General features: G+C 71.2%; 19 protein-coding genes. 9 read left to right on the top strand and 10 right to left on the bottom strand.

The features are described from left to right. Nucleotide 1: 1 nt before the first annotated feature. Nucleotides 2-706, bottom strand: a complete 705-nt coding sequence (locus AC6CQV_RS09625; protein WP_498259337.1) for a metal-dependent transcriptional regulator — start codon at nt 704-706, stop codon at nt 2-4. A gap of 10 nt (nt 707-716) precedes the next feature. Beyond that, nucleotides 717-1,976 carry a calcium:cation antiporter family protein gene (locus AC6CQV_RS09620; protein ID WP_498259336.1) on the bottom strand — a complete coding sequence of 420 codons (1,260 nt, stop codon included), beginning with the start codon at nt 1,974-1,976 and terminating at the stop codon, nt 717-719. 398 nt (nt 1,977-2,374) lie between these two features. On the opposite strand from AC6CQV_RS09620, the gene AC6CQV_RS09615 reads away from it, so the two are divergent. Next, nucleotides 2,375-3,031: a nucleotidyltransferase domain-containing protein gene (locus tag AC6CQV_RS09615; protein ID WP_498259335.1), complete on the top strand. Its 657-nt coding sequence runs from the start codon at nt 2,375-2,377 to the stop codon at nt 3,029-3,031. On the opposite strand, the gene AC6CQV_RS09610 is transcribed toward AC6CQV_RS09615, so the two are convergent. Continuing rightward, complete coding sequence (locus AC6CQV_RS09610) at nt 3,028-3,972, bottom strand: LysR family transcriptional regulator (RefSeq protein ID WP_498259334.1); 945 nt, start codon at nt 3,970-3,972, stop codon at nt 3,028-3,030. The two genes, AC6CQV_RS09615 and AC6CQV_RS09610, sit on opposite strands and share 4 nt — an antisense overlap. A gap of 104 nt (nt 3,973-4,076) precedes the next feature. Here AC6CQV_RS09610 and AC6CQV_RS09605 point away from each other — a divergent pair, with 104 nt between their 5' ends. From AC6CQV_RS09605 to AC6CQV_RS09575, 7 genes are read left to right on the top strand one after another with little or no spacing between them, the layout of a single operon-like run. Next, complete coding sequence (locus AC6CQV_RS09605) at nt 4,077-5,105, top strand: amidohydrolase family protein (RefSeq protein WP_060959874.1); 1,029 nt, start codon at nt 4,077-4,079, stop codon at nt 5,103-5,105. 10 nt (nt 5,106-5,115) lie between these two features. Continuing rightward, the gene (gene ligK, locus AC6CQV_RS09600) at nt 5,116-5,808 is read left to right on the top strand and encodes a 4-carboxy-4-hydroxy-2-oxoadipate aldolase/oxaloacetate decarboxylase (RefSeq protein WP_060959873.1); all 693 of its coding nucleotides are present in this window, start codon (nt 5,116-5,118) and stop codon (nt 5,806-5,808) included. Nucleotides 5,809-5,811: 3 nt separating this feature from the next. Continuing rightward, entirely contained in the window at nt 5,812-6,780 is a 969-nt protein-coding gene (locus AC6CQV_RS09595) for an amidohydrolase family protein (RefSeq protein ID WP_498259333.1), read from the top strand. 1 nt (nt 6,781) lies between these two features. Beyond that, nucleotides 6,782-8,134: a protocatechuate 4,5-dioxygenase subunit alpha/beta gene (locus AC6CQV_RS09590; RefSeq protein ID WP_205282504.1), complete on the top strand. Its 1,353-nt coding sequence runs from the start codon at nt 6,782-6,784 to the stop codon at nt 8,132-8,134. Continuing rightward, the gene (locus AC6CQV_RS09585; RefSeq protein WP_498259332.1) at nt 8,131-9,087 is read left to right on the top strand and encodes a Gfo/Idh/MocA family oxidoreductase; all 957 of its coding nucleotides are present in this window, start codon (nt 8,131-8,133) and stop codon (nt 9,085-9,087) included. Before AC6CQV_RS09590 ends, AC6CQV_RS09585 begins: the two co-directional genes overlap by 4 nt. Beyond that, entirely contained in the window at nt 9,084-10,058 is a 975-nt protein-coding gene (locus AC6CQV_RS09580) for an aldo/keto reductase (protein WP_498259331.1), read from the top strand. Before AC6CQV_RS09585 ends, AC6CQV_RS09580 begins: the two co-directional genes overlap by 4 nt. Beyond that, entirely contained in the window at nt 10,055-10,762 is a 708-nt protein-coding gene (locus AC6CQV_RS09575) for a substrate-binding domain-containing protein (RefSeq protein WP_498259330.1), read from the top strand. Before AC6CQV_RS09580 ends, AC6CQV_RS09575 begins: the two co-directional genes overlap by 4 nt. Nucleotides 10,763-10,772: 10 nt before the next feature. Here the strand turns inward: AC6CQV_RS09575 and AC6CQV_RS09570 are convergent, their stop codons facing one another. The 4 genes from AC6CQV_RS09570 to AC6CQV_RS09555 are packed head-to-tail and all read right to left on the bottom strand — an operon-like array spanning nt 10,773 to nt 14,792. After that, the gene (locus tag AC6CQV_RS09570) at nt 10,773-11,804 is read right to left on the bottom strand and encodes a Gfo/Idh/MocA family protein (protein ID WP_498259329.1); all 1,032 of its coding nucleotides are present in this window, start codon (nt 11,802-11,804) and stop codon (nt 10,773-10,775) included. 11 nt (nt 11,805-11,815) lie between these two features. Continuing rightward, nucleotides 11,816-13,459 (bottom strand): FAD-dependent oxidoreductase, encoded by a 1,644-nt coding sequence (locus AC6CQV_RS09565; RefSeq protein ID WP_498259328.1) that lies wholly within the window; start codon nt 13,457-13,459, stop codon nt 11,816-11,818. Next, nucleotides 13,456-14,499 (bottom strand): alcohol dehydrogenase catalytic domain-containing protein, encoded by a 1,044-nt coding sequence (locus tag AC6CQV_RS09560; RefSeq protein ID WP_498259327.1) that lies wholly within the window; start codon nt 14,497-14,499, stop codon nt 13,456-13,458. The genes AC6CQV_RS09565 and AC6CQV_RS09560 overlap by 4 nt, the downstream gene beginning before the upstream one ends. Beyond that, nucleotides 14,499-14,792: a YciI family protein gene (locus tag AC6CQV_RS09555; RefSeq protein WP_498259326.1), complete on the bottom strand. Its 294-nt coding sequence runs from the start codon at nt 14,790-14,792 to the stop codon at nt 14,499-14,501. The genes AC6CQV_RS09560 and AC6CQV_RS09555 overlap by 1 nt, the downstream gene beginning before the upstream one ends. A 122-nt stretch (nt 14,793-14,914) precedes the next feature. On the opposite strand from AC6CQV_RS09555, the gene AC6CQV_RS09550 reads away from it, so the two are divergent. Beyond that, entirely contained in the window at nt 14,915-15,655 is a 741-nt protein-coding gene (locus tag AC6CQV_RS09550) for an SDR family NAD(P)-dependent oxidoreductase (protein ID WP_060959865.1), read from the top strand. Here the strand turns inward: AC6CQV_RS09550 and AC6CQV_RS09545 are convergent. The 3 genes from AC6CQV_RS09545 to AC6CQV_RS09535 all read right to left on the bottom strand — a co-directional run bounded on the left by AC6CQV_RS09545 (nt 15,649) and on the right by AC6CQV_RS09535 (nt 19,039). Beyond that, entirely contained in the window at nt 15,649-16,512 is an 864-nt protein-coding gene (locus tag AC6CQV_RS09545) for a shikimate dehydrogenase (protein WP_498259325.1), read from the bottom strand. The two genes, AC6CQV_RS09550 and AC6CQV_RS09545, sit on opposite strands and share 7 nt — an antisense overlap. A gap of 73 nt (nt 16,513-16,585) precedes the next feature. After that, on the bottom strand, nt 16,586-17,995 hold the full coding sequence (locus tag AC6CQV_RS09540) for an MFS transporter (protein ID WP_082734171.1): 1,410 nt from the start codon (nt 17,993-17,995) through the stop codon (nt 16,586-16,588). Nucleotides 17,996-18,142: 147 nt separating this feature from the next. After that, nucleotides 18,143-19,039, bottom strand: a complete 897-nt coding sequence (locus AC6CQV_RS09535; RefSeq protein WP_060959925.1) for a LysR family transcriptional regulator — start codon at nt 19,037-19,039, stop codon at nt 18,143-18,145. Between the last annotated feature and the right edge of the window lie 22 nt (nt 19,040-19,061).

Below are 19,061 nucleotides of genomic sequence, written 5' to 3'. Positions count from 1 at the left end.
CTCAGCGTGGCCGGTCGCGCTCTTCGGCCTCGCCGCTGTCGGCCGCAACGACTCGTACGTGTGCGGCGGCTTCGGCCGTCAGCTCGCGCCGGTCGTCTCCGATCGTGACGACGAGGGCGCCGGCGGCGAGCGAGTGGTGGATGACGGTCAGGGTCGTACCAAGGACGATGCGTTTGTCGGTGAGGTAGCGCAGCACGTCGGCATGGCGGTCGGAGATGCGGATCACCGTGACGCGTTCTCCCGTCGCGACCTGCGTGAGAAGCCGCGAGTCCACGGTGGCGACGGATCCGTCGCGGGCCGGTATCGGGTCGCCGTGCGGATCGAACGTCGGGTGGCCGAGCACCTCGTCCATGCGATCCAGGACGAGGTCGGACACCGCGTGCTCGAGGCGGTTGGCCTCGTCGTGCACCTGGTCCCAGGTGAGCCCGAGCCGTTCGGTCAGGTAGGTCTCGATGATGCGGTGCCGACGTACGATCTCGACGGCGACCGTGCGACCCGCGTCGCTGAGGGCGATCGAGCCGTAGGGCTCGTAGGCGATGAGGCCGTCGCGGGCGAGCTTCTTCAGGTTCGCCGACACGGTCGACGCGGTGACGCCCAGGGCGGCGGCCATCTCCGTCGTGGATGCGGACGTTCCCGGCCACTCGTGGGCCTTCCAGATGAGGGTCAGATAGTCCTCGGCCATGCGGCTCACGACGGGTTTCGACATTCCCGTCATCCTAGGCAGTCGCGCGTTGCGGGGGGAGGGATGCCGCATCCGACGTGCGCGCCGACGGTCGACGGAACGGAGCCGAGAGCGTGACCAGGAGGTGTCGGCGGTGCACGAACAGCACCACGATCGCGGCGGACGCCTGGATCGCGCTCAGCACGTAGCGGCCGCCGGTGTCGGTCACGAAGAACTGCACCGCGAACAGCGCCGCCAAAGACAGGGCCGACCAGAGGTGGAAGCGCAGCGCGAGGATGATCGCGACGCCGAGGAGGGTCTGGGTCGCCGTCAGGACGAACTCTTCGACCTGGCGGGCATCGAGGGCGAGGGCGAGGCCTCCGCCGCCGAAGAAGTGGGCGATGGGGAGCGATCCGACCAGCAGGCTCCATTGGTTCACCTTCGACGCGATCAACGTGCCGATCGCGGCTGCCCCCATGCCGCGAAGAGCGAACATCACGGCGATGATGAACTCCGGCGCTTCCGAAGCGAGGGGAGCAAGCCACTGGACGAGGAAGTAGCTGTCGATTCCGAGCGTGCTGCCCGACGCGACGAGCGCCTCGGCGAACGGCTCGGCGCAGGCGAGGATGATCGCCGCCGACACGACGAACAATCCGACGACGCTGGCGCGGCGAGCTCGCCTCGGCAGATCGACGATGAGCGCGGCCGCGCCGACGAACTCCTCCTCGCCGTCGGACGGGACCTGCCCGGCGCGCCAGAGGTACGCGATGAACACGGCGATCAGGACGACGCCGAACCAGATCGGGATGGCGCCCCGGAGCGGAATCGCGAAAGCCGTGAGGGCGAGGAGTGCGAGGAAGCCGATGTCGAGGCGACTCTCCGACGGCAACACGAGGAATCGCTGCGCCCGGGCGCCGGTCCTGCGCGCGGCCCGGCTCGCGACGACGATCCCGACGATGACCACGAGCGGCCACCCGAAGCCGAGCAGCAGCCGGTTCGACCCGGTCATGTTCGCGGCGGCGAACGGAAGGTAGGCGGCATCCGACCCGGAGCGGAACGCGTAGTAGAGGTCCACCGCGTATTCGGGCAGCACCGCGATGAGGGCGAGGATGGCGATGGCGAGCGCTCCGGAGATGTCCTTCTGCGCCGCTTCGGCGGCCCACGCGAGAAGGAATGCGGCGGCGACCACGGCAGCGCCGAAGATGAGCATGTCGAGCACGGGCACGGTGTGGGTGCCGGTCATGCGCAAGCCGATGGCCGGGGCGGCGATCGCGAGGCATACCGTGATCCGCAGGATGAGGGCAGGGGGCATCATCGTCTTTCCGTCGGGGCGACCGAGGAAGGACCACGGCCGCGACAAAGGGCCGAAGGTCTCGTTCGCCTCGAGAGTCGAGGTGCTGCGCCGGACGGATCATCGTGATCGTCAGCATGTCGACGCAGACGCGCCCGCAGAGCCGGGCGGAACTACTCCCCTTCGCCCCTGAGCCTTCCCGTCGCGCCTCGGGTGTGTCTACGGGCACCTGAGAGTTGGACGCGTCACACACGTTCGCACGGGGTGCGGGTGGGACGCCCGCGCGGCGTCGGCGGGTGGTCGGCGGTGGGCCGCAGTCGATAGTGTGGGGGCGTCGACACCGCGCATCGTGGTGCGACGGCCCGGCCCAGAGGTGGCTCCCGTCGTGCGGGGGTTTCAGGTTCGAATCCTGTCGCCGGCACGTGTCTCAGCCGCAACCCACGCCCGCGACCGCATGGGCGACCTCGTCGCCCGAGCGGGTGGCGGACGTGCTCGCGCAGACGTCCGCGCGGTGGTGGCTCTCGGGCGGGGCGGCACTCGACCGCTGGCTGGGAGAGACCATTCGCCCGCGCACGAACCTCGACGCGAGCACGACGGCGCGCGAGCTCCCGGCCCTGATCGCCGCGCTTCCCGACGGCCACAGCGTGTGGGTGTCGGGCGAGGAGGGCGAGTTCGTGCCGTGGGAGCGGATCGCCGCGGATGCGGACGTGCAGCGGGTGCTCGTGCACGACGACGCGCGTGGACAGTGGCTGGTGCGACTCAACGTGGAGGACGGCTCGGACCGGGCGTGGCTGTACCGTCGCGACTCGCGCCTGCAGCTGCCGTGGGATGCGGCGATCCTCGACCTGGACGGCATCCCCACGGGAGCTCCGGAGGTGCAACTCGTGTGGAAGGCGCTGCGTCCGCGGCCGGAGGACGACCTCGACAAGGATGCCGTGCTGCCCCACCTGTCGGAGGAGAAGCGGTCCTGGTGGCAGCGGGCCATCCTCACCATCCACCCCCACTCCACCTGGGCGATCCACGTGCGCAGTCCGCTGACCCCGGCCAAATCCAGCTGGAACCGCGGGCGGGCCGTCTAGTCCTCGAGCGGTCGCCGGTCGGGCTCGGCGGAGTGACCCGGCTCGTACTCGCCGGAGGTCACGGCGGTGAGCACGAGTGAGCGGAACCAGCGCTGCGCCGGCGTGAGGCTCGCCTCGCGCCGACTGTAGAGGGCGACCGGGGAGCTCTGCGCAGGCCACGGCAACTCGGCGATCCGCAGCTCGGGGAACCAGCCGCAGAAGACCTCGGCGACGTGTCGGGGCAGCAGCACGACGAGGTCGGTGGCGGAGAGCACCGCCGGGACGGTGGCGTACTCGACGACGCTGAGCGCGACCTGGTCGATCAGGCCCTGCTCGGCCAGCGACTGCTCGGGGAAGATGTGCCCGCCGCGCGAGGAGACCTGCACGAAGCGTCGCCCGGCGAACATGTCCGCACCCGTCTCAGGGAGCGGGTGGGCGTGCGAGGAGAGGGCGACGTACTCGACGCTGCGCACCCGCGAGCGCCACAGCCGCGCGCTCACGAGGTGCGAGACGGAGATGGCGACATCGACGGTGCCCCGCACCAGCTCGTGCTCGACGTGGTCGGCGTCGACGCGCTCCACACGCAGCCGCGGATGAGCGGCGGCCCGCTCGAGGCTCGCCATGATCGGCGGCAGGAACGTCTGCTCGCCGATCGAGGTGAGCCCCAATGCCAGTTCTCCGCTGAAGGATGCCGGATCGAACACGTCGGCCTCGCTCACGGCCGCGTCGATCTGCGCCAGCGCCTCGTGCAGCGGCGCGAACAACGCGGTCGCGCGCGCGGTGGGCACCATCGCGTTCGCCTCGCGTCGGAAGAGCACATCGCCGAAGCGCTCGCGCAGGCGGGCGAGCGTGTAGCTGACCGTCGGCTGCGTCACGTGCAGCCGGTCGGCGGTGGCCGTCAGGCTGCGCAGCTCGTACAGCACGACGAACGTGCGCAACTGGTTCAGGTCGGGAAGCGACATCTATAGAGGATATCGATAGATGTCTTACGCAGAATCTATTGGACCGCAGTGACGGCGCTGACTACCGTCGCTGTAAGGCAACATCCGAACGGCGAGGACCAGCGTTGATCATCGACATCCACGGCCACTACACGACGGCACCGGCACAGCTGGGCGCCTGGCGCGACCTGCAGATCGCCTTCGCGGCCGGCGAGGGGGCGGAGCCGGACCCGGCCGCGCTGCGGATCTCCGACGACGACATCCGCGAGACGATCGAGGCGAACCAGCTGCGGCTCATGGACGAGCGCGGCAGCGACGTCACGGTGTTCAGCCCGCGGGCGTCGTTCATGGCGCACCACATCGGCGACGCGACGGTGAGCGCCACGTGGGCGCGCATCTGCAACGACCTCTGCGCGCGCGTGAGCGCGCTCTTCCCCGACCGGTTCCTGATGGGGGCCATGCTGCCGCAGTCGCCCGGGGTCGACCCGGCGACGACGATCGACGAGCTCACCCGGGCCGTGGAAGAGCTCGGCGCGGTGACCGTCAACCTCAATCCCGATCCGTCGGGCGGACGGTGGGACGCGCCGCCGCTCACCGACCGCTCCTGGTATCCGCTGTACGAGAAGCTCGTCGAGTTCGAGATCCCGGCGATGATCCACGTGTCCACGTCGTGCAAGCCCCAGTTCCACACGACCGGAGACCACTACCTCGGCGCCGACACGACGGCGTTCATGCAGCTGCTGAAGGGCGACCTCTTCCGCGACTTCCCCGACCTCACCTTCGTGATCCCGCACGGCGGCGGCGCCGTGCCCTATCACTGGGGCCGTTTCCGGGGCCTCGCCATGGCGCTGGGCAAGCCCGAGCTCGAGGAGCACCTCCTCGGCAACGTGCTGTTCGACACGTGCGTCTACCACCAGCCCGGCATCGACCTGCTCACCCGCGTCGTGCCGACCGAGAACATCCTCTTCGCGAGCGAGATGATCGGCGCCGTCCGCGACGTCGACCCGCGCACAGGCCACTACTTCGACGACACCCGGCGCTACGTGGATGCCACGCCCACCCTGACCGCGCCGCAGCGGGAGCAGGTCTTCGAGGGCAACGCGCGCCGCGTCTACCCCCGCATCGATCGGGCCCTCGCAGCCCGCGGTCTCTGAAAGGCACCCCATGCGTCTGAACGATCTCGGACTGGTCCGCACCGTCATCGACCGCCCCGATCCCGCCGACGTCGAGCGGCTCTCGCACTTCGGCGTCGCGACCGTCCACGAGGCGATGGGGAGGGTCGGGCTGCTGCGCCCCTACATCCGCCCCGTCTACACGGGCGCGACGCTGTGCGGTCCGGCGGTCACCGTGCTGCTGCAACCGGGCGACAACTGGATGTTCCACGTCGCGGCCGAGCAGGTGCGGCCCGGTGACGTCATCGCCGCCGGCTGCACCACCGAGAGCGAGGACGGGTTCTTCGGCGAGCTGCTGGCGACCTCGCTCGCCGCCCGCGGCTGCGCCGGCCTGGTGATCGACGGCGGCGTGCGCGACGTCGCCGACCTCGAGCGGATGGACTTCCCGGTCTTCTCCCGCGCCATCAACGCGAAGGGCACCGTGAAGGCGACGCTGGGCTCCGTCAACGTCCCGGTGGTCGTCGCCAACGCCCTCGTCAATCCGGGCGACGTCATCGTTGCGGACGTCGACGGCGTCGTCGTCGTCCCGCGGGCGCTGGTCGGCGCGGTGGCCGACGCCGCGGCCGCCCGCGAGGCCAACGAGGAGAGCAAGCGGCAGCGGTTCCGCGACGGCGTCCTGGGGCTCGACCTGTACGGGATGCGCGAGCCGCTGGCCGCGGCAGGCCTGGAATACGTGGAGGACTGAGAGATGACGGCATCCGACGCGGCCGTGCGGCACGGACAGACCACCGGCGGGTTCGAGAAGACCCCCGGCTGGCTCGACTGGTTCGACGGTCCCCGCACCCCCGCCTTCGTGCTGCCCGCCGGTGCCGTCGACGCGCACTGCCACGTGTTCGGCCCCGGTGCGCAGTTCCCGTACGCGCCGCAGCGCAAGTACACCCCGTGCGACGCCTCGGCCGATCAGCTCTTCGCCCTGCGCGACCACCTCGGTTTCGCGCGCAACGTCATCGTCCAGGCCACCTGTCACGGCGCCGACAACCGTGCTCTCGTCGACGCGCTCGAGCGGGCCGGCGACCGGGCGCGCGGTGTCGCGACGGTGCGGGCCGACGTCGGCGACGACGAGCTCGCCGCCCTGCACGCCGCGGGCGTGCGCGGCGTGCGCTTCAACTTCGTCAAGCGGCTCGTCGACTCCGTCCCCACCGACGCGCTCTCGCGCATCGTCGAGAAGGTCGCGCCGTGGGGGTGGCATGTGGTGATCTACTTCGAAGCCCAGGACCTCCCGGACCTGTACGACTTCTTCAGCGCCATTCCGACGGACGTCGTCGTCGACCACATGGGCCGCCCCGATGTCACGAAGGACGTCGACGGCGAGGAGTTCGGGCTGTTCCTGCGCTTCCTGCGCGAGAACGCCAACGTGTGGACGAAGGTCAGCTGCCCGGAGCGGCTGAGCGTCACCGGCCCCCGTGCCCTCGACGGCGAGCAGCACGCCTACACCGATGTCGTCCCCTTCGCCCGTCGCGTCGTCGAGGAGTTCCCCGACCGCGTGCTGTGGGGCACCGACTGGCCCCATCCCAACCTGAAGGACCACATGCCCGACGACGGACTGCTGGTCGACTACATCCCGCAGATCGCGACCACCGCCGAGCTGCAGCGCAAGCTGCTCGTCGACAACCCGCTGCGGCTCTACTGGCCCGAACTCTCACGCGAAGGAGCATGACATGGCACTCGAAAAGCCCTACCAGAAGATCCCCGGCACGATCATCTTCGACGCCGATCAGGCGCGCAAGGGTTATCACCTCAACCAGTTCTCCATGTCGCTGATGAAGCCCGAGAACCGCGAGCGCTACCTCGCCGACCGCGAGGCGTACCTCGACGAGTGGCCGCTGTCGCCCGCCCAGCGCCAGGCCGTGCTCGACCTCGACCTCAACGCGATGATGGCCGAGGGCGGCAACATCTACTTCCTCAGCAAGATCGGCGCCACGCACGGCATGAGCTTCCAGCAGATGGCCGGCTCGATGACCGGCATGAGCGAAGCCGCCTACCGCGACATGATGGTCGGCGGCGGCCGGCGCCCCGAGGGGGCGCGGCTGAAGGATCTCGACGGGTGGACGCCGCCGTCGACCGAGAAGGCCGAGACGATGCGCGAGGACGCGCCCGCGAGGTTCACCTCGGCCCTGTTCACCTCCCACGTCCCGGCGATCGGTGCGGCCATGGACCACGGCAAGACCGAGGAGCCGTACTGGAAGAAGGTGTTCGCCGGGTACGAGTGGACGCGGCGCTGGGCGAAGGAGAACACGCCCGACGTGATCATCCTGGTGTACAACGACCACGCCACCGCGTTCGACTCGAACATCATCCCGACCTTCGTGCTCGGCACCGGCGCCCACTATCCGGTGGCGGACGAGGGCTACGGCCCCCGGCCGGTGCCCGATGTGAAGGGCTATCCCGAGCTCGCCGCGCACATCGCCCAGTCGGTCATCCAGGACGATTTCGACCTCACCCTCGTCAACGAGATGGTCGTCGACCACGGCCTGACCGTCCCGCTGTCGCTCGTCTTCGGCGACGTCGACGAGTGGCCGTGCCGCGTCATCCCGCTGCCGGTCAACGTCGTCCAGTACCCGGTGCCGTCCGGGCGCCGGTGCTACGAGCTGGGCAAGGCCATCCGCCGCGCCCTGGACAAATGGGACGGCGAGCCGCTGAACGTGCAGATCTGGGGCACCGGCGGCATGAGCCACCAGCTGCAGGGCCCGCGCGCAGGGCTCATCAACGAGGAATGGGACAACGCCTTCCTCGACCACCTCATCGCCGACCCGCTGGGTCTGACGGAGTGGTCGCACATGGAGTACGTCGACGAGGCGGGGTCGGAGGGCATCGAGCTCGTCGACTGGCTCATCGCGCGCGGCGCGATGGACGACCAGTTCGGCGGCGGTGCGCCGGACGTGCAGCACCGGTTCTACCACGTCCCGGCATCCAACACCGCCGTCGGCCACCTCGTCATCTCGAACCCGACGGCGCCCGCACCGGTACTGTCTCAGAGCGAGAGCCGTCCCGTCGAAGAGGTACCCGCGTGAGCACCCAGAAGATCCGTATCGCCGTCGTGGGTGCCGCCGGCGCCTTCGGGAGGAAGCACCTCGACGGCCTCATGAACATCCCCGACGCCGAGGTCACGGTCGTCAGCGGCACCGACCCCGGGGCGACCGAGGCGGCCGCGCGTCAGTACGACGTCGCCACGGCCGTGACCGGCCTGGACGCCGTGCTGGAGCGCGACGACGTCGACGCCGTCATCCTCGCCACCCCCACGGGTCTGCACGCGGCGCAGACGCAGGCGGTGCTGGCGGCCGGCAAGCACGTCCAGGTCGAGATCCCGCTCGCCGACTCGTTGGCCGATGCCGAGGAGACGCTCGCGGCGGCGCTCGCCTCGGACCGGGTGTCGATGGTGGGGCACACGCGGCGCTTCAACCCGTCGCACCAGTGGATCCACCAGCGGATCGCCGCCGGGGCGTACGACATCCAGCAGATGGACGTGCAGACCTACTTCTTCCGGCGCACGAACACCAACGCGAAGGGCGAGCCGCGCAGCTGGACCGACCACCTCCTGTGGCATCACGCGGCCCATACGGTCGATCTGTTCGGCTATCAGGCGGGCAGGATCGTGCAAGCCCACGCGATCCAGGGGCCGTTGCACCCGGAGCTCGGGATCGCGATGGACATGTCGATCCAGCTCAAGGCGGAATCCGGCGCGATCTGCACGCTGTCGCTGTCGTTCAACAACGACGGGCCGTTCGGCACCTTCTTCCGCTACATCGGCGACACCGGCACCTACGTCGCCCGCTACGACGATCTCGTCGACGGCAACGAGACGCCGATCGACGTCTCGCACGTCGCGGTGAGCATGAACGGCATCGAACTGCAGGACCGGGAGTTCATCGCGGCGATCGGGGAGGGGCGCGAGCCGAACTCGTCGCTGCGTCAGGTGTTCGACTGCTATCGCGTGCTGGGAATGCTCGAGGAGCAGCTCGCGTGACCCTCGCCCGCGTCGGTCTCGGCTGCATGCCGCTCAGCCACGCCTACGGGGTCGCGCCGCCCGTGGAGGACGGCGTCGCGTTCGTGCGGCGCGCGCTGGATGCCGGGGCCGCCTTCCTCGACACCGCGACGCTCTACGGCGGCGGACGCAACGAGGAGCTCGTCGGTCGCGCCATCGCGGGACGTCGCGACGAGGTGCTGCTGGCGAGCAAGGGGGGCATGGCGATCGTCGACGGCGTGAAGCGGATCGACGGACGCCCCGAGACCCTCCGCGCCCAGGTGGATGCGTCGCTGCGCCGGCTCGGGGCCGATCACATCGACCTGTACTACCTGCATCGGTGGGACAAGTCGGTGCCGATCGGGGAGAGCGTGCACGCCCTCGCCGGCGCCGTCGCGAGCGGCAAGATCGGCGCCATCGGGCTGTCGGAGGTGTCGGTCGCGCGGCTGCGCGAAGCGCAGCAGGCGGCGCCCATCGCGGCGGTGCAGAACGAGTACTCGCTGTGGAGCCGCAACCCGGAGCTCGGGATGCTGCAGGCCACACAGGAGGACGGGATCGTCCTGGTGGCCTTCTCGCCGGTCGCTCGCGGCTTCCTCGCCGATGCGATCCGCGACCCCGACCTCCTGCCCGACGGCGACATCCGCCGCGCGATGCCCCGCTTCCAGGGGGAGAACTGGTCGGCCAACGCCGCGCTCCTGCCGGCGTGGCGGCGCCTCGCCGCCGAGAGCGGCTACACGCCGGCCCAGCTCGCGCTGGCGTGGGTGCTCTCGCGCGGCCCGCACGTCGTGGCGATCCCGGGGACGACACGTGCGGACCATCTGCGCGACAACCTCGATGCGGCCGACCTCCGCATCGCCCCCGACATCCTCGACCGTGCGAGCGCGCTGATCGACACCGCAACCGTCGCGGGGGCGCGGTACAACGACCGCGGCGCGGCAGAGGTGGATGCCGAGACGTTCGAGGATGCCGCGTGAAGGCGATCTCGTCGATGGCGACCCGGCACGTGCTCGCCGACCTCGCCGCCGCGGCGGAGGCGGCCGGTCTGCCGGCCGTGGAGCTCGAGTCCGTCGGCGGAGTGGATGCCGGGCGCCGCGTCGCGGCGGGGGAGAGGGTCGACCTCGTGTTCCTGGCGGACGACGCGTTGCGCGCACTCGCGCGGGACGGCCATGTGCGCGCCGACACGGTGACGCCGCTGCTGCTGTCCCACGTGGCGGTGGCCGTCCCCGCACCCGAGGATGCCGTCGCCGTCGCGACCGGTCGGCCCGCCTTCGACGACGTCGCGGGGCTGCGTGACGCGCTGCGCGGGGCGCGGCGGATCGGCTACTCGACCGGTCCGAGCGGGGTGGCCCTCGTGGCGCTGATCGCCGAACTGGGACTCGACGACGAGCTGCGCGATCGCCTCGTCCAGGCGCCGCCCGGCGTCCCCGTCGCCCGCCTGCTGCGCGAACGCCGCGTCGACCTCGGCTTCCAGCAGGCGAGCGAGCTCGTCGGCGAGCGGGGAGTGCGTCTGCTCGGCGCCCTGCCCGCCGCCGTCGCCATCGACACCGTGTTCTCCGGTGCGGTCGCGACCGCCGCGACAGCCCCCGAGGACGCTGCCGCGGTGCTGGCCGCCTTCGGCGATGACGCCGCCGCCGCCCTCATCGTGTCGCACGCCTTCGACGTCCCCGGCGGGCCCTGAGCGGCGCGCCTCACACCGCGTGCACCGTCGCGGTCGTCCCGGTCGCGACGGCCCGCGCGACGGCATCCATCACCGCGAGGTTCCGGGCGCCTTCGCGCGCACTGACGAGAGGCTCCGTCCGGCGTGCGACGACCTCGCCGAAATGGCGCAGCTGCCGGACGTACGGGCTCGTGTCGCCGTCCTCGACGCCCCGATCGGCGGGCTGCGGGTGCATCCGGTTCGTCCAGGTGCGCTCGCCGTCGTGGCGCCACACCTCCAGGGTCGGCAGCGTCAGCGACGCCTCGACGCCGCCGACACGGTGCGAGTCGACCGGATGGGCGGGGAAGCGCGGCGAGTCGCCGGCCGTCAGATCCCAGCTCCACGGCCCCGCGACGGTGTCGGAGACGATGAGGGTGCCCAGTGCCCCCGAGTCGAACGCGAACGCGAGCGCGCCGGTGTCCTCGACCTCCAGGCCGCGGGTCGCGGTGGAGGCGAGGGCCGTCACCGAGGTGATCTCGCCGACGAGGTAGCGGAGCAGATCGATCTCGTGGATCAGGTTGATCAGGAACGTTCCGCCGGTGCCGGCGGTGCGGTGCCAGGCGATGTCGAAGTAGTCGTCCGGCTTGGCGAGGAACGAGGTGACGCTCACGGCGACGAGGCGTCCCAGGGTTCCGGCCGCGATGATCTGCTTCGCCCTCGCGGCGACCGGATGATGGCGCCGGTGATGCCCGACGAGGACCGGCACGTCGGCGGCATCGGACGCCGCGACGAGGGTCAGGGCGTCGGCCAGGTCGACGGCGACCGGCTTCTCGACGAGGACGGGGATGCCCGCGGCGATGAAGTCCAGCGCCTGGGGAACGTGCAGCTCGTTCGGCGTGCCGATGATGGCGGCGTCGGGTCGTTCCGCTTCGATCAGCGTCCGATGGTCGCGGTGGTGCCGCGTCCCGTACCGCTCGGCGACGAGCCCGGCCGCGTCGAACGGGTCGGCGATGCCGGCGAGGTCGAACCCGGCGGTCGCGGCGATCGTGTCGGCGTGCGTGCGCCCGATCGCGCCTGCTCCCACGAGCGCGACCCTCATCGCCCGGCCCCCACGAGCGTGCGCGCGGCGCGCGCCGCGGCCGCGGCCGCAGGACCGGCGACGAAGGCGCGTGCGACGGCGGAGCCGAGCGTCGCACCCCCTCCCGGATAGGTGCCCCGGAAGACCCCGGCGGAGACGTTGCCCGCGGCGAACAGCCCCTCGATCGGGGTTCCGCTCCACGAGAGCACGCGGCTGTCGCGATCGGTCAGGAGGCCTCCCGAGGTGCCGAGCGCCCCGGCCCGCACGGGGACGGCGGCGTACGGCGGTGTGGACAGGGGGGCCAGGCACGGGTTCGGGGTGTGCGTCGCGTCGCCGAGGAACCGGTCCTGGGCGCTCGCGCCCCGCCCGAACACCGTGTCCACGCCGGTGGCGGCATCCCGGTTGAAGCGGGCCACCGTCGTCTCCAGCCCGTCGGGATCGACGCCGATGGCGATGCCGAGCTCGCGCACCGACGGCGCGGTCACCGCCCAGTCCGGGGCCGCGCCCGTCGCCGACCCGGCGATCGGGTAACGCTGGGCGAACGCCGCGTCGAACACCAGCCACGCCGGGCTGTTGCGTGGCCGGCCGGTCACGGGATCGGTGTCGCCGAACATGCGGCACGTGTCGGCGTACGCGAGGGCCTCGTTGACGAAGCGCTCGCCGGCCGCGTTGACCGTGAGCGAACCCGGCAGCGTCATCTCGACGTTGCCCATCCGTCCCGACGGTGCGCCGTCGTAGACCTGCTCCGGAGGGGCGAGCACCGGCACGCCCCAGATCTCGGTCATGTCTGCGACCGCGGCGCCGAGCGCCAGCCCCAGCTCGAGCCCGTCGCCCTCGTTCGACGGGGCACTGATCGGGGTGACGTCGAAGGGGAGGAAGGCGGCCCGCAGGCGCGCGTTCCACTCGAAGCCTCCGGTCGCGACCACGACCGCGCCGGCGGTGACGGTCGTCTCGGCGAAGGAGACCCGCCACCGGCCGCCCGCACGTTCCAGTCCGTCGGCGCGGACGCCGCGCACCACCCGGATGCCGCGGTCCAGCGCACTCGCGACGAGAGACCCGACGAGGGCTCCTCCCATCGTGCGCACGCCGCGGGCGGCGCGGTCGGCCAGCAGGGTCGGATCGGCGGCCCGACCGTCCAGGTCGTCGCGCTCGGCCATCGTCAGCAGCGGGAAGTAGGACGGCGGACGAAGCGCCTCCGCGAGCCCGGGGAAGGGCGCGGGGTCGAACGGTTCGTTGTCCAGCGAGCGTCCGCCCGCGGCCGCTCCCGGCCATTCGCCGCGATAGTCGGGACGGGCCAGGGGAGCGAGACCGACGCGCGTCGCGGTGTCGAGATAGGCGATCGCCTCCCGGATCGTCTCCACGTACCACTCGATCGTCTCGGCATCCATGACGTGCCCGGAGGCGGCGGCGAGGTAGTCGCGCCCTGCGCGGGGGCTGTCGGCGAAGCCCGCCGCGGCCGCGATGTCGGTGGCGGGGGCCCAGATGACACCGCCGCCGGCGCACGTGGTGCCGCCCAGGCGGTCGGACTTCTCGGCGACGCAGACGACGGCGCCGGCATCCGCCGCCCGCAGGGCCGCGACCAGACCGGCCGCCCCCGAGCCCAGCACGAGCACGTCGACGGCGGGCGGCAGCTGCTCGACTCCCGCGAGGACGCCGCTCACGCCGTGGCCTCCGTCTCCGGAGAGAGCAGGACGAGGATCTTGCCGGTGGGAATGGACGGGTCGGCCATCGTGCGGAACGCCTCCGGGAGGTCGCTGAAGGGGAAACGGTGGGTGAGGAGCGCCGCGGTGGCCGCGGGGTGGCGCGCGAGCATCGCGAGACCGTCCGGGATCAGGCCGCGGCTGTTGCGGCTGCCGTGCAGCTCGATCTCCTTGTCGGTGAGGTCTTTGACCGTGATGCGGGCGGGGCGGGGCGAGATCCCGACCTGCACGATGCGCCCGCCGGCCGCGATCAGGCGGACGGCGTTCTCCAGCGACGCGGGCACTCCCGTCGCTTCGATGACGACATCGGGTCCGGCACCGTCGGTGAGGGCGGACAGCAGCGCTCGCTGCTCGTCGTCGGGGAATCCGTCGGCCACGCGGAGCGCGTGAGCCGCGCCGAACTCCCGCGCGCGGGCGACGCGCTCGGCGTCGGTGTCGGCCGCGATCACCGTCACGCCGCGTTCGGTCAGTCCGAGCGTCGCCAGCAGCCCGATCGGCCCGCATCCGAGGACGAGCGCCGTCTCGCCGGGCTGGGCTCCGGCGCGTGCGACGGCCTGCAGGGAGATCGACGCCGGTTCGCCGAGGGCCGCCGCATCCAGCGCGAGGTCGTCGGGCACCCGGTGCAGCCGGTCGACCGGGACGCTCACGACCTCGGCGAATCCGCCGTCCTCGTAGCATCCGCGCACCGACAGGTGCGGGCAGACGTGAGAGCGCCCGCGCCGGCAGGCGGGGCAGTCGCCGCACGCGACCAGCGGATCGATCGCGACGCGCTCGCCGCGGGAGAATGCGGCGGCGGGGTCGGCGTCGATCACGGTGCCCGACATCTCGTGCCCCTGCACGAGGGGCAGCTGCGTGGGGAAGTCGTCGTCGAAGATGTGCAGGTCGGTGCCGCACAGGCTCACGGCGTGGATGCGCACACGGGCGTGGCCGGCGCGCGGCTGCGGCTCGGCGATCTCGTCGAACGAGAGCGTTCCGCGGGCGACGGTGCGGGCGGTGCGCATCAGGAGACCGTGTTCCGCGGATCGAAGAACACGTTCCACTCGGCGACGGTGCGCTGCGCGATGAGGCCCTCGGTGAAGAACGGGTCCTCGTCCAGGCGGGCGCTCAGCGTGACGCGGTCGGTGTCCTGGAGGATCAGCAGCGCGCTCGGGTCGGTGCCGGCGAGGGGGCCGCTCATGTACAGGATGCCCGCACGGTGCAGTCCCTGCAGGAAGGCGAGGTGGGCCGGGCGGTGCGCGGCGCGGGTCTCCTCGCTGCCGGGCGCGTAGGCGTATGACACGGCGAACGTCGGCATGATGACTCCTTCGTCTGGGCTCACGGACTCCAGTATGTGACGAAGATAGTGTGAACAGAACGACTGAATCAGTCATTGTTTATGCTTGATCCCGTTCAAATGGGCGCGCTACCGTGGCGGGCATGTCGCAGGTGACTTTCGACTTCCGAGACACGTCCGTCGTCATCACGGGAGGGGCGCGCGGGATCGGCGCCGGCATCGGGGCGCTGTTCGCGGCATCCGGTGCCGACGTGTCCGTGTGGGATCGCGAGCCCGCCGCCTTCGCCGGATCGTGGGAGCCCGCCGCGCTGCTGACGGCGGACGTCACTGACGAGCGGTCGTTGCGCGACGCGATGGACCAGACGCTGCGCCGCGTGGGCAAGGTCGACGTCGTGGTCTCCTCCGCGGGGATCACCGGCCCGGTCGGACCCCTCTGGGACTACGACGCGGACGCGTGGCGACGGGTGGTCGATCTCGACCTCACCGGCGCCTTCCTGACGGCCAAGACCGTCGTGCCGCACCTGCGCGAACGCGGCTACGGACGCGTCATCACGGTCGCCTCGATCGCCGGCAAAGAGGCGACCGCCTCGCTGTCGGCCTACACCGCCGCGAAGCACGGCGTCGTCGGCATGACCAAGGTGCTGGCGCGCGAGCTGATCGCCGACGGCGTGACCGTGAACGCCATCGCGCCCGTCATGGTGCGAACGGAGCTGTTCTCGCAGCTGACCGACGAGTTCATCGAGCGCACGCGCGCCCTCATCCCGATGGGGCGCTTCCTGACGGTGGAGGAGGTGGCGGCGACCGTCGCCTGGATCGCGAGCGATCAGTGCGGCTTCACGACCGGAGCCACCTTCGACCTCTCCGGCGGCCGCGCCGACTATTGAGTCGCGCCCGTCAGCGCGAGGAAGCGGGCCCGCATCCGCTCCGGATCCGCGTCCCGTCCCGTGATCAGCCGGAAGGTGTCGGCGGCCTGGCCGACCACCATCCGCCCGCCGTCGAGAACCGCGCACCCGAGGGCCTGCGCCGTCTCGATCAGCTCCGTGCGCAGCGGCCGGTAGATCGCGTCGGCGACCCAGAGGCCGGAGTGCAGCAGCGACGGGTCGACAGGGATGCCGGGGTGGCCCACCATGCCGATGGGGGTCGCGTTGACCAGTCCGTCGGCCGCTCCGATCGCCGCCGCGAGCTCGTCGGCGCCGATCGCCACGATCTCCGCTCCCGGGAAGGCCGCGCCCAGCGCCGTGCGCACCGCCTGGGCGCGTTCGACGACGGGGTCGAAGACCGACAGCACCCGCGTGCCGGCGTTCAGGAGGGCGTAGGCGATGGCCGAGCCCGCTCCGCCCGAGCCGAGCAGGACGACGCGGTCGAGCGCGGGGGAGTCCAGCCCGTCGCGCAGGCCCTGGGCGAAGCCCGAATGGTCGGTGTTCGCGCCGATCGCGCGGCCGTCGCGGAACACCACCGTGTTCACGGCGCCCAGCAGCTCGGCGTCGGGGGAGAGCTCGTCGAGCGCCGACAGGACGGTCTGCTTGCAGGGGTGGGTGATGTTCAGTGCGTCGTAGCCGAGTTCCTGCGCCTGCCGCACGAGTTCGGCGCCGTCGGCGGCCGTCCGGCCGAGGGCGTCGATGTCGATCGTGCGGTAGAGGTAGCGCACGCCGTGCGCGTCGGCCTCGCTCTCGTGCAGGGCGGGCGTCGACGACGACCCGATCCCCGAGCCGATGAGTCCGACGAGGTAGGAGCGTGTCATGGGGTTCCGTTTCTGGGGACGCGGATGCCGGGAGCCGCGCCGGTGACGGCGGCGGCGCCCGGCATCCTGGTGTTCAGCGGCGGCTGAAGCGGTCGTAGGGCGTCGTGCGCACCGACTGCGTGAGCGCCTCGCCGGTCTCGGTGCGGCGATCGATCTCCGCGAGCTGACGCCGGCTCAGACCGAGGTGCGCCGTGGGCGTCCGCGAGGTCTCGGGGGCGAACACGGTCGCGATTCCCGAGATCAGGACGATGCCGATCGTGAAGAACGCGACCGCGGGCCAGTTCTGCTCGTTGCCCTCGCCCGTCACGAAGCCCTGCGCGATCGCGGGCGTGAAGCCGGCCAGGACGAGCCCGAGCATCAGGCTGACCGCCATGCCGGTGTAGCGCACGCGCGCCGGGAACTGCTCCGGGAAGTAGGCCGGGTACACCGAGTTGGACAGGGTGTAGGCGATGCCGATGAGGAAGATGCTCAGCGCCCACACCAGCGGCATGTTCGCGGCGTCGACGGCGGCCAGCACGGCGTAGATCGTGATCGACTGCAGCACGAGGCCGACGAGGAAGACGGGCTTTCGTCCGATCCGGTCCGACAGTGCCCCGGCGATCGGGCCGAAGCAGACCGCGGCGAAGTTGGCGACGGTGATGATGATGAGCATGTTCGCCCGCGGGATGCCGGCGACGGTCGTGCCGTAGGCCAGGACGAACACGTTGAACATCGTGTTGACGACGGTGAACAGCGACATCAGCGTCACGCGCAGGACGGTGCCGCCGTTGTAGCGGAAGAGGGTGACCAGCGGGATCTTCGCGACCTCCTCGGTCTCCTTCACCTCTTCGAACACCTCCGGCTCGTCCAGCATGCGGCGCAGGACGATCGCGACGACGGTCACGGCGAGCGATGCCCAGAACGGCACACGCCAGCCCCAGCTGAGCAGCGCGTCCTCGGGGAGGGCCGCGATCGGGATGAACACGAGGCTCGAGATCACGATGCCGAACATGATGCCGGACATCGTCCAGCTCGTGAAGAAGCCGCGGTGACGGTCGGGGGCGTGCTCCAGCGTCAGTGCGCTCGAGCCCGGGGACTCACCGCCGGCCGACACGCCCTGGATCAGGCGCAGCGCGACGATGATGATCGGCGCGGCGACCCCGATCGCGTCCCACGTCGGCAGGCAGCCGACGAGGAAGGTCGCCACGCCCATGATGGACAGGCAGGCCAGCAGCGCCTTCTTGCGTCCCCACCGGTCTCCGACGTGTCCCCACAGCACGGCACCGAACGGGCGGGCGACGTAGGCGACGCCGACCGTGGCGAACGACAGCAGCGTCGCCACGCCGGGCTCGCCGGCGGGGAAGAACAGGTGCGGGAAGATCAACGCCGCGGCGGACGCGTAGATGAAGAAGTCGTAGTACTCCAGTGCGCTGCCGATGAATCCTGAGACGGCGGCGATGCGCGCGTTGTTCTTCTTCCGGGGAGGAGATGTCGTCGTTGACATGTGCTCTGCCTTCGTTCGAGGGCGCTGAGGCCAGACGCCGTTGTTCTGTGGGGTGCGGTCGCGTGTGCGATGCGCTCCCGACAGCGTGGCATCCCTATTGTGTCGCGTCCAGAACTAGGTTTGTCTGAAACAAAGAGGATTCTGCGCTTAATCTTCCGGTGTCGGCAGGATGCGCTCCGCGAGGTCGAGCACCGCCCGGAGCGCGGCGCTCTGGTCGTCCTTGAGCCAGGCGATGCCGTGCCGCATGTACTGCGGCTCGTCGAGCAGCTCCACCCACCGGGCCCCCTGCGGCATGATCGGCGCCAGATCCTCGGCGGTGATCGTCACGCCGATGCCCGCCGCGACGAGGGTCAGCATCATGTAGGGGTCCGCCACCTCCTGCACGATGTTCGGGCGGAAGCCCGCGGCGACGCAGCAGCGGATGAGCCCCTCGGCCATGGCGGACGAGCCGTCCGTCGGCATCGAGAGGAAGTCGTCCTCGGCCAGCTGACGCGCGTGGAGTGCCGGCTCATCGGCCAGGGGATGATCGATCGGCAGGGCCGCGCCCAGACGCGTGCGGGCGATCATGCGGGAGTCGATGCCCTCGGCGGCGACCGGCAGCCCGACGAACGCCAGGTCGAGGGTGCCGCTGCGCAGCTTGGCGAGCCCATCGCGGGTGCGGACGCGACTGACCAGCTGCAGGTCCACCTCCGGCAGCTCCCGCCGGGCCGCGCGCGCCAGCGCCGGCAGGGTCAAGTGGTTGAACGCGCCCGAGAACCCGATGCGCACGGTGCCGCGGATGGCGCCGGAGGCCGCGCGCGCGGCCTCGGTGGCCAGGGCGAGGTCCTGGATCACGCGGTAGGCCATCGGCAGCAGCGCCCGCCCGGCCGGCGTCAGTGCGACGCTGCGCGTGTTGCGCTCGAAGAGCTCGGTGCCGATGCTCGCCTCGAGTCGGCGGATGGTCTGACTCAGCGGCGACTGCGCGACGTGCAGGCGTTGGGCCGCGCGTCCGAAGTGCAGCTCCTCGGCGACGACGACGAAGGCTTCGAGCCAGCGGATCTCCACCTCGCGAGCATAACGGCTGCCG

This window comes from Microbacterium sp. EG9, assembly GCF_059759475.1.
The sequence above is the reverse complement of the archived record's forward strand: the minus strand, read 5'-3'. Positions and strand labels throughout refer to the sequence as shown.

Bases quoted from the DNA above. Each gene is read 5' to 3' on its own strand.
- AC6CQV_RS09590 (WP_205282504.1), top strand. From the start codon at position 6,782: ATGGCACTCGAAAAGCCCTACCAGAAGATCCCCGGCACGATCATCTTC.
- AC6CQV_RS09540 (WP_082734171.1), bottom strand. From the start codon at position 17,995: ATGTCAACGACGACATCTCCTCCCCGGAAGAAGAACAACGCGCGCATC.
- AC6CQV_RS09560 (WP_498259327.1), bottom strand. From the start codon at position 14,499: ATGCGCACCGCCCGCACCGTCGCCCGCGGAACGCTCTCGTTCGACGAG.
- AC6CQV_RS09555 (WP_498259326.1), bottom strand. From the start codon at position 14,792: ATGCCGACGTTCGCCGTGTCATACGCCTACGCGCCCGGCAGCGAGGAG.
- AC6CQV_RS09610 (WP_498259334.1), bottom strand. From the start codon at position 3,972: ATGTCGCTTCCCGACCTGAACCAGTTGCGCACGTTCGTCGTGCTGTAC.
- AC6CQV_RS09595 (WP_498259333.1), top strand. From the start codon at position 5,812: ATGACGGCATCCGACGCGGCCGTGCGGCACGGACAGACCACCGGCGGG.
- AC6CQV_RS09625 (WP_498259337.1), bottom strand. From the start codon at position 706: ATGTCGAAACCCGTCGTGAGCCGCATGGCCGAGGACTATCTGACCCTC.
- ligK (WP_060959873.1), top strand. From the start codon at position 5,116: ATGCGTCTGAACGATCTCGGACTGGTCCGCACCGTCATCGACCGCCCC.
- AC6CQV_RS09550 (WP_060959865.1), top strand. From the start codon at position 14,915: ATGTCGCAGGTGACTTTCGACTTCCGAGACACGTCCGTCGTCATCACG.
- AC6CQV_RS09545 (WP_498259325.1), bottom strand. From the start codon at position 16,512: ATGACACGCTCCTACCTCGTCGGACTCATCGGCTCGGGGATCGGGTCG.
- AC6CQV_RS09620 (WP_498259336.1), bottom strand. From the start codon at position 1,976: ATGATGCCCCCTGCCCTCATCCTGCGGATCACGGTATGCCTCGCGATC.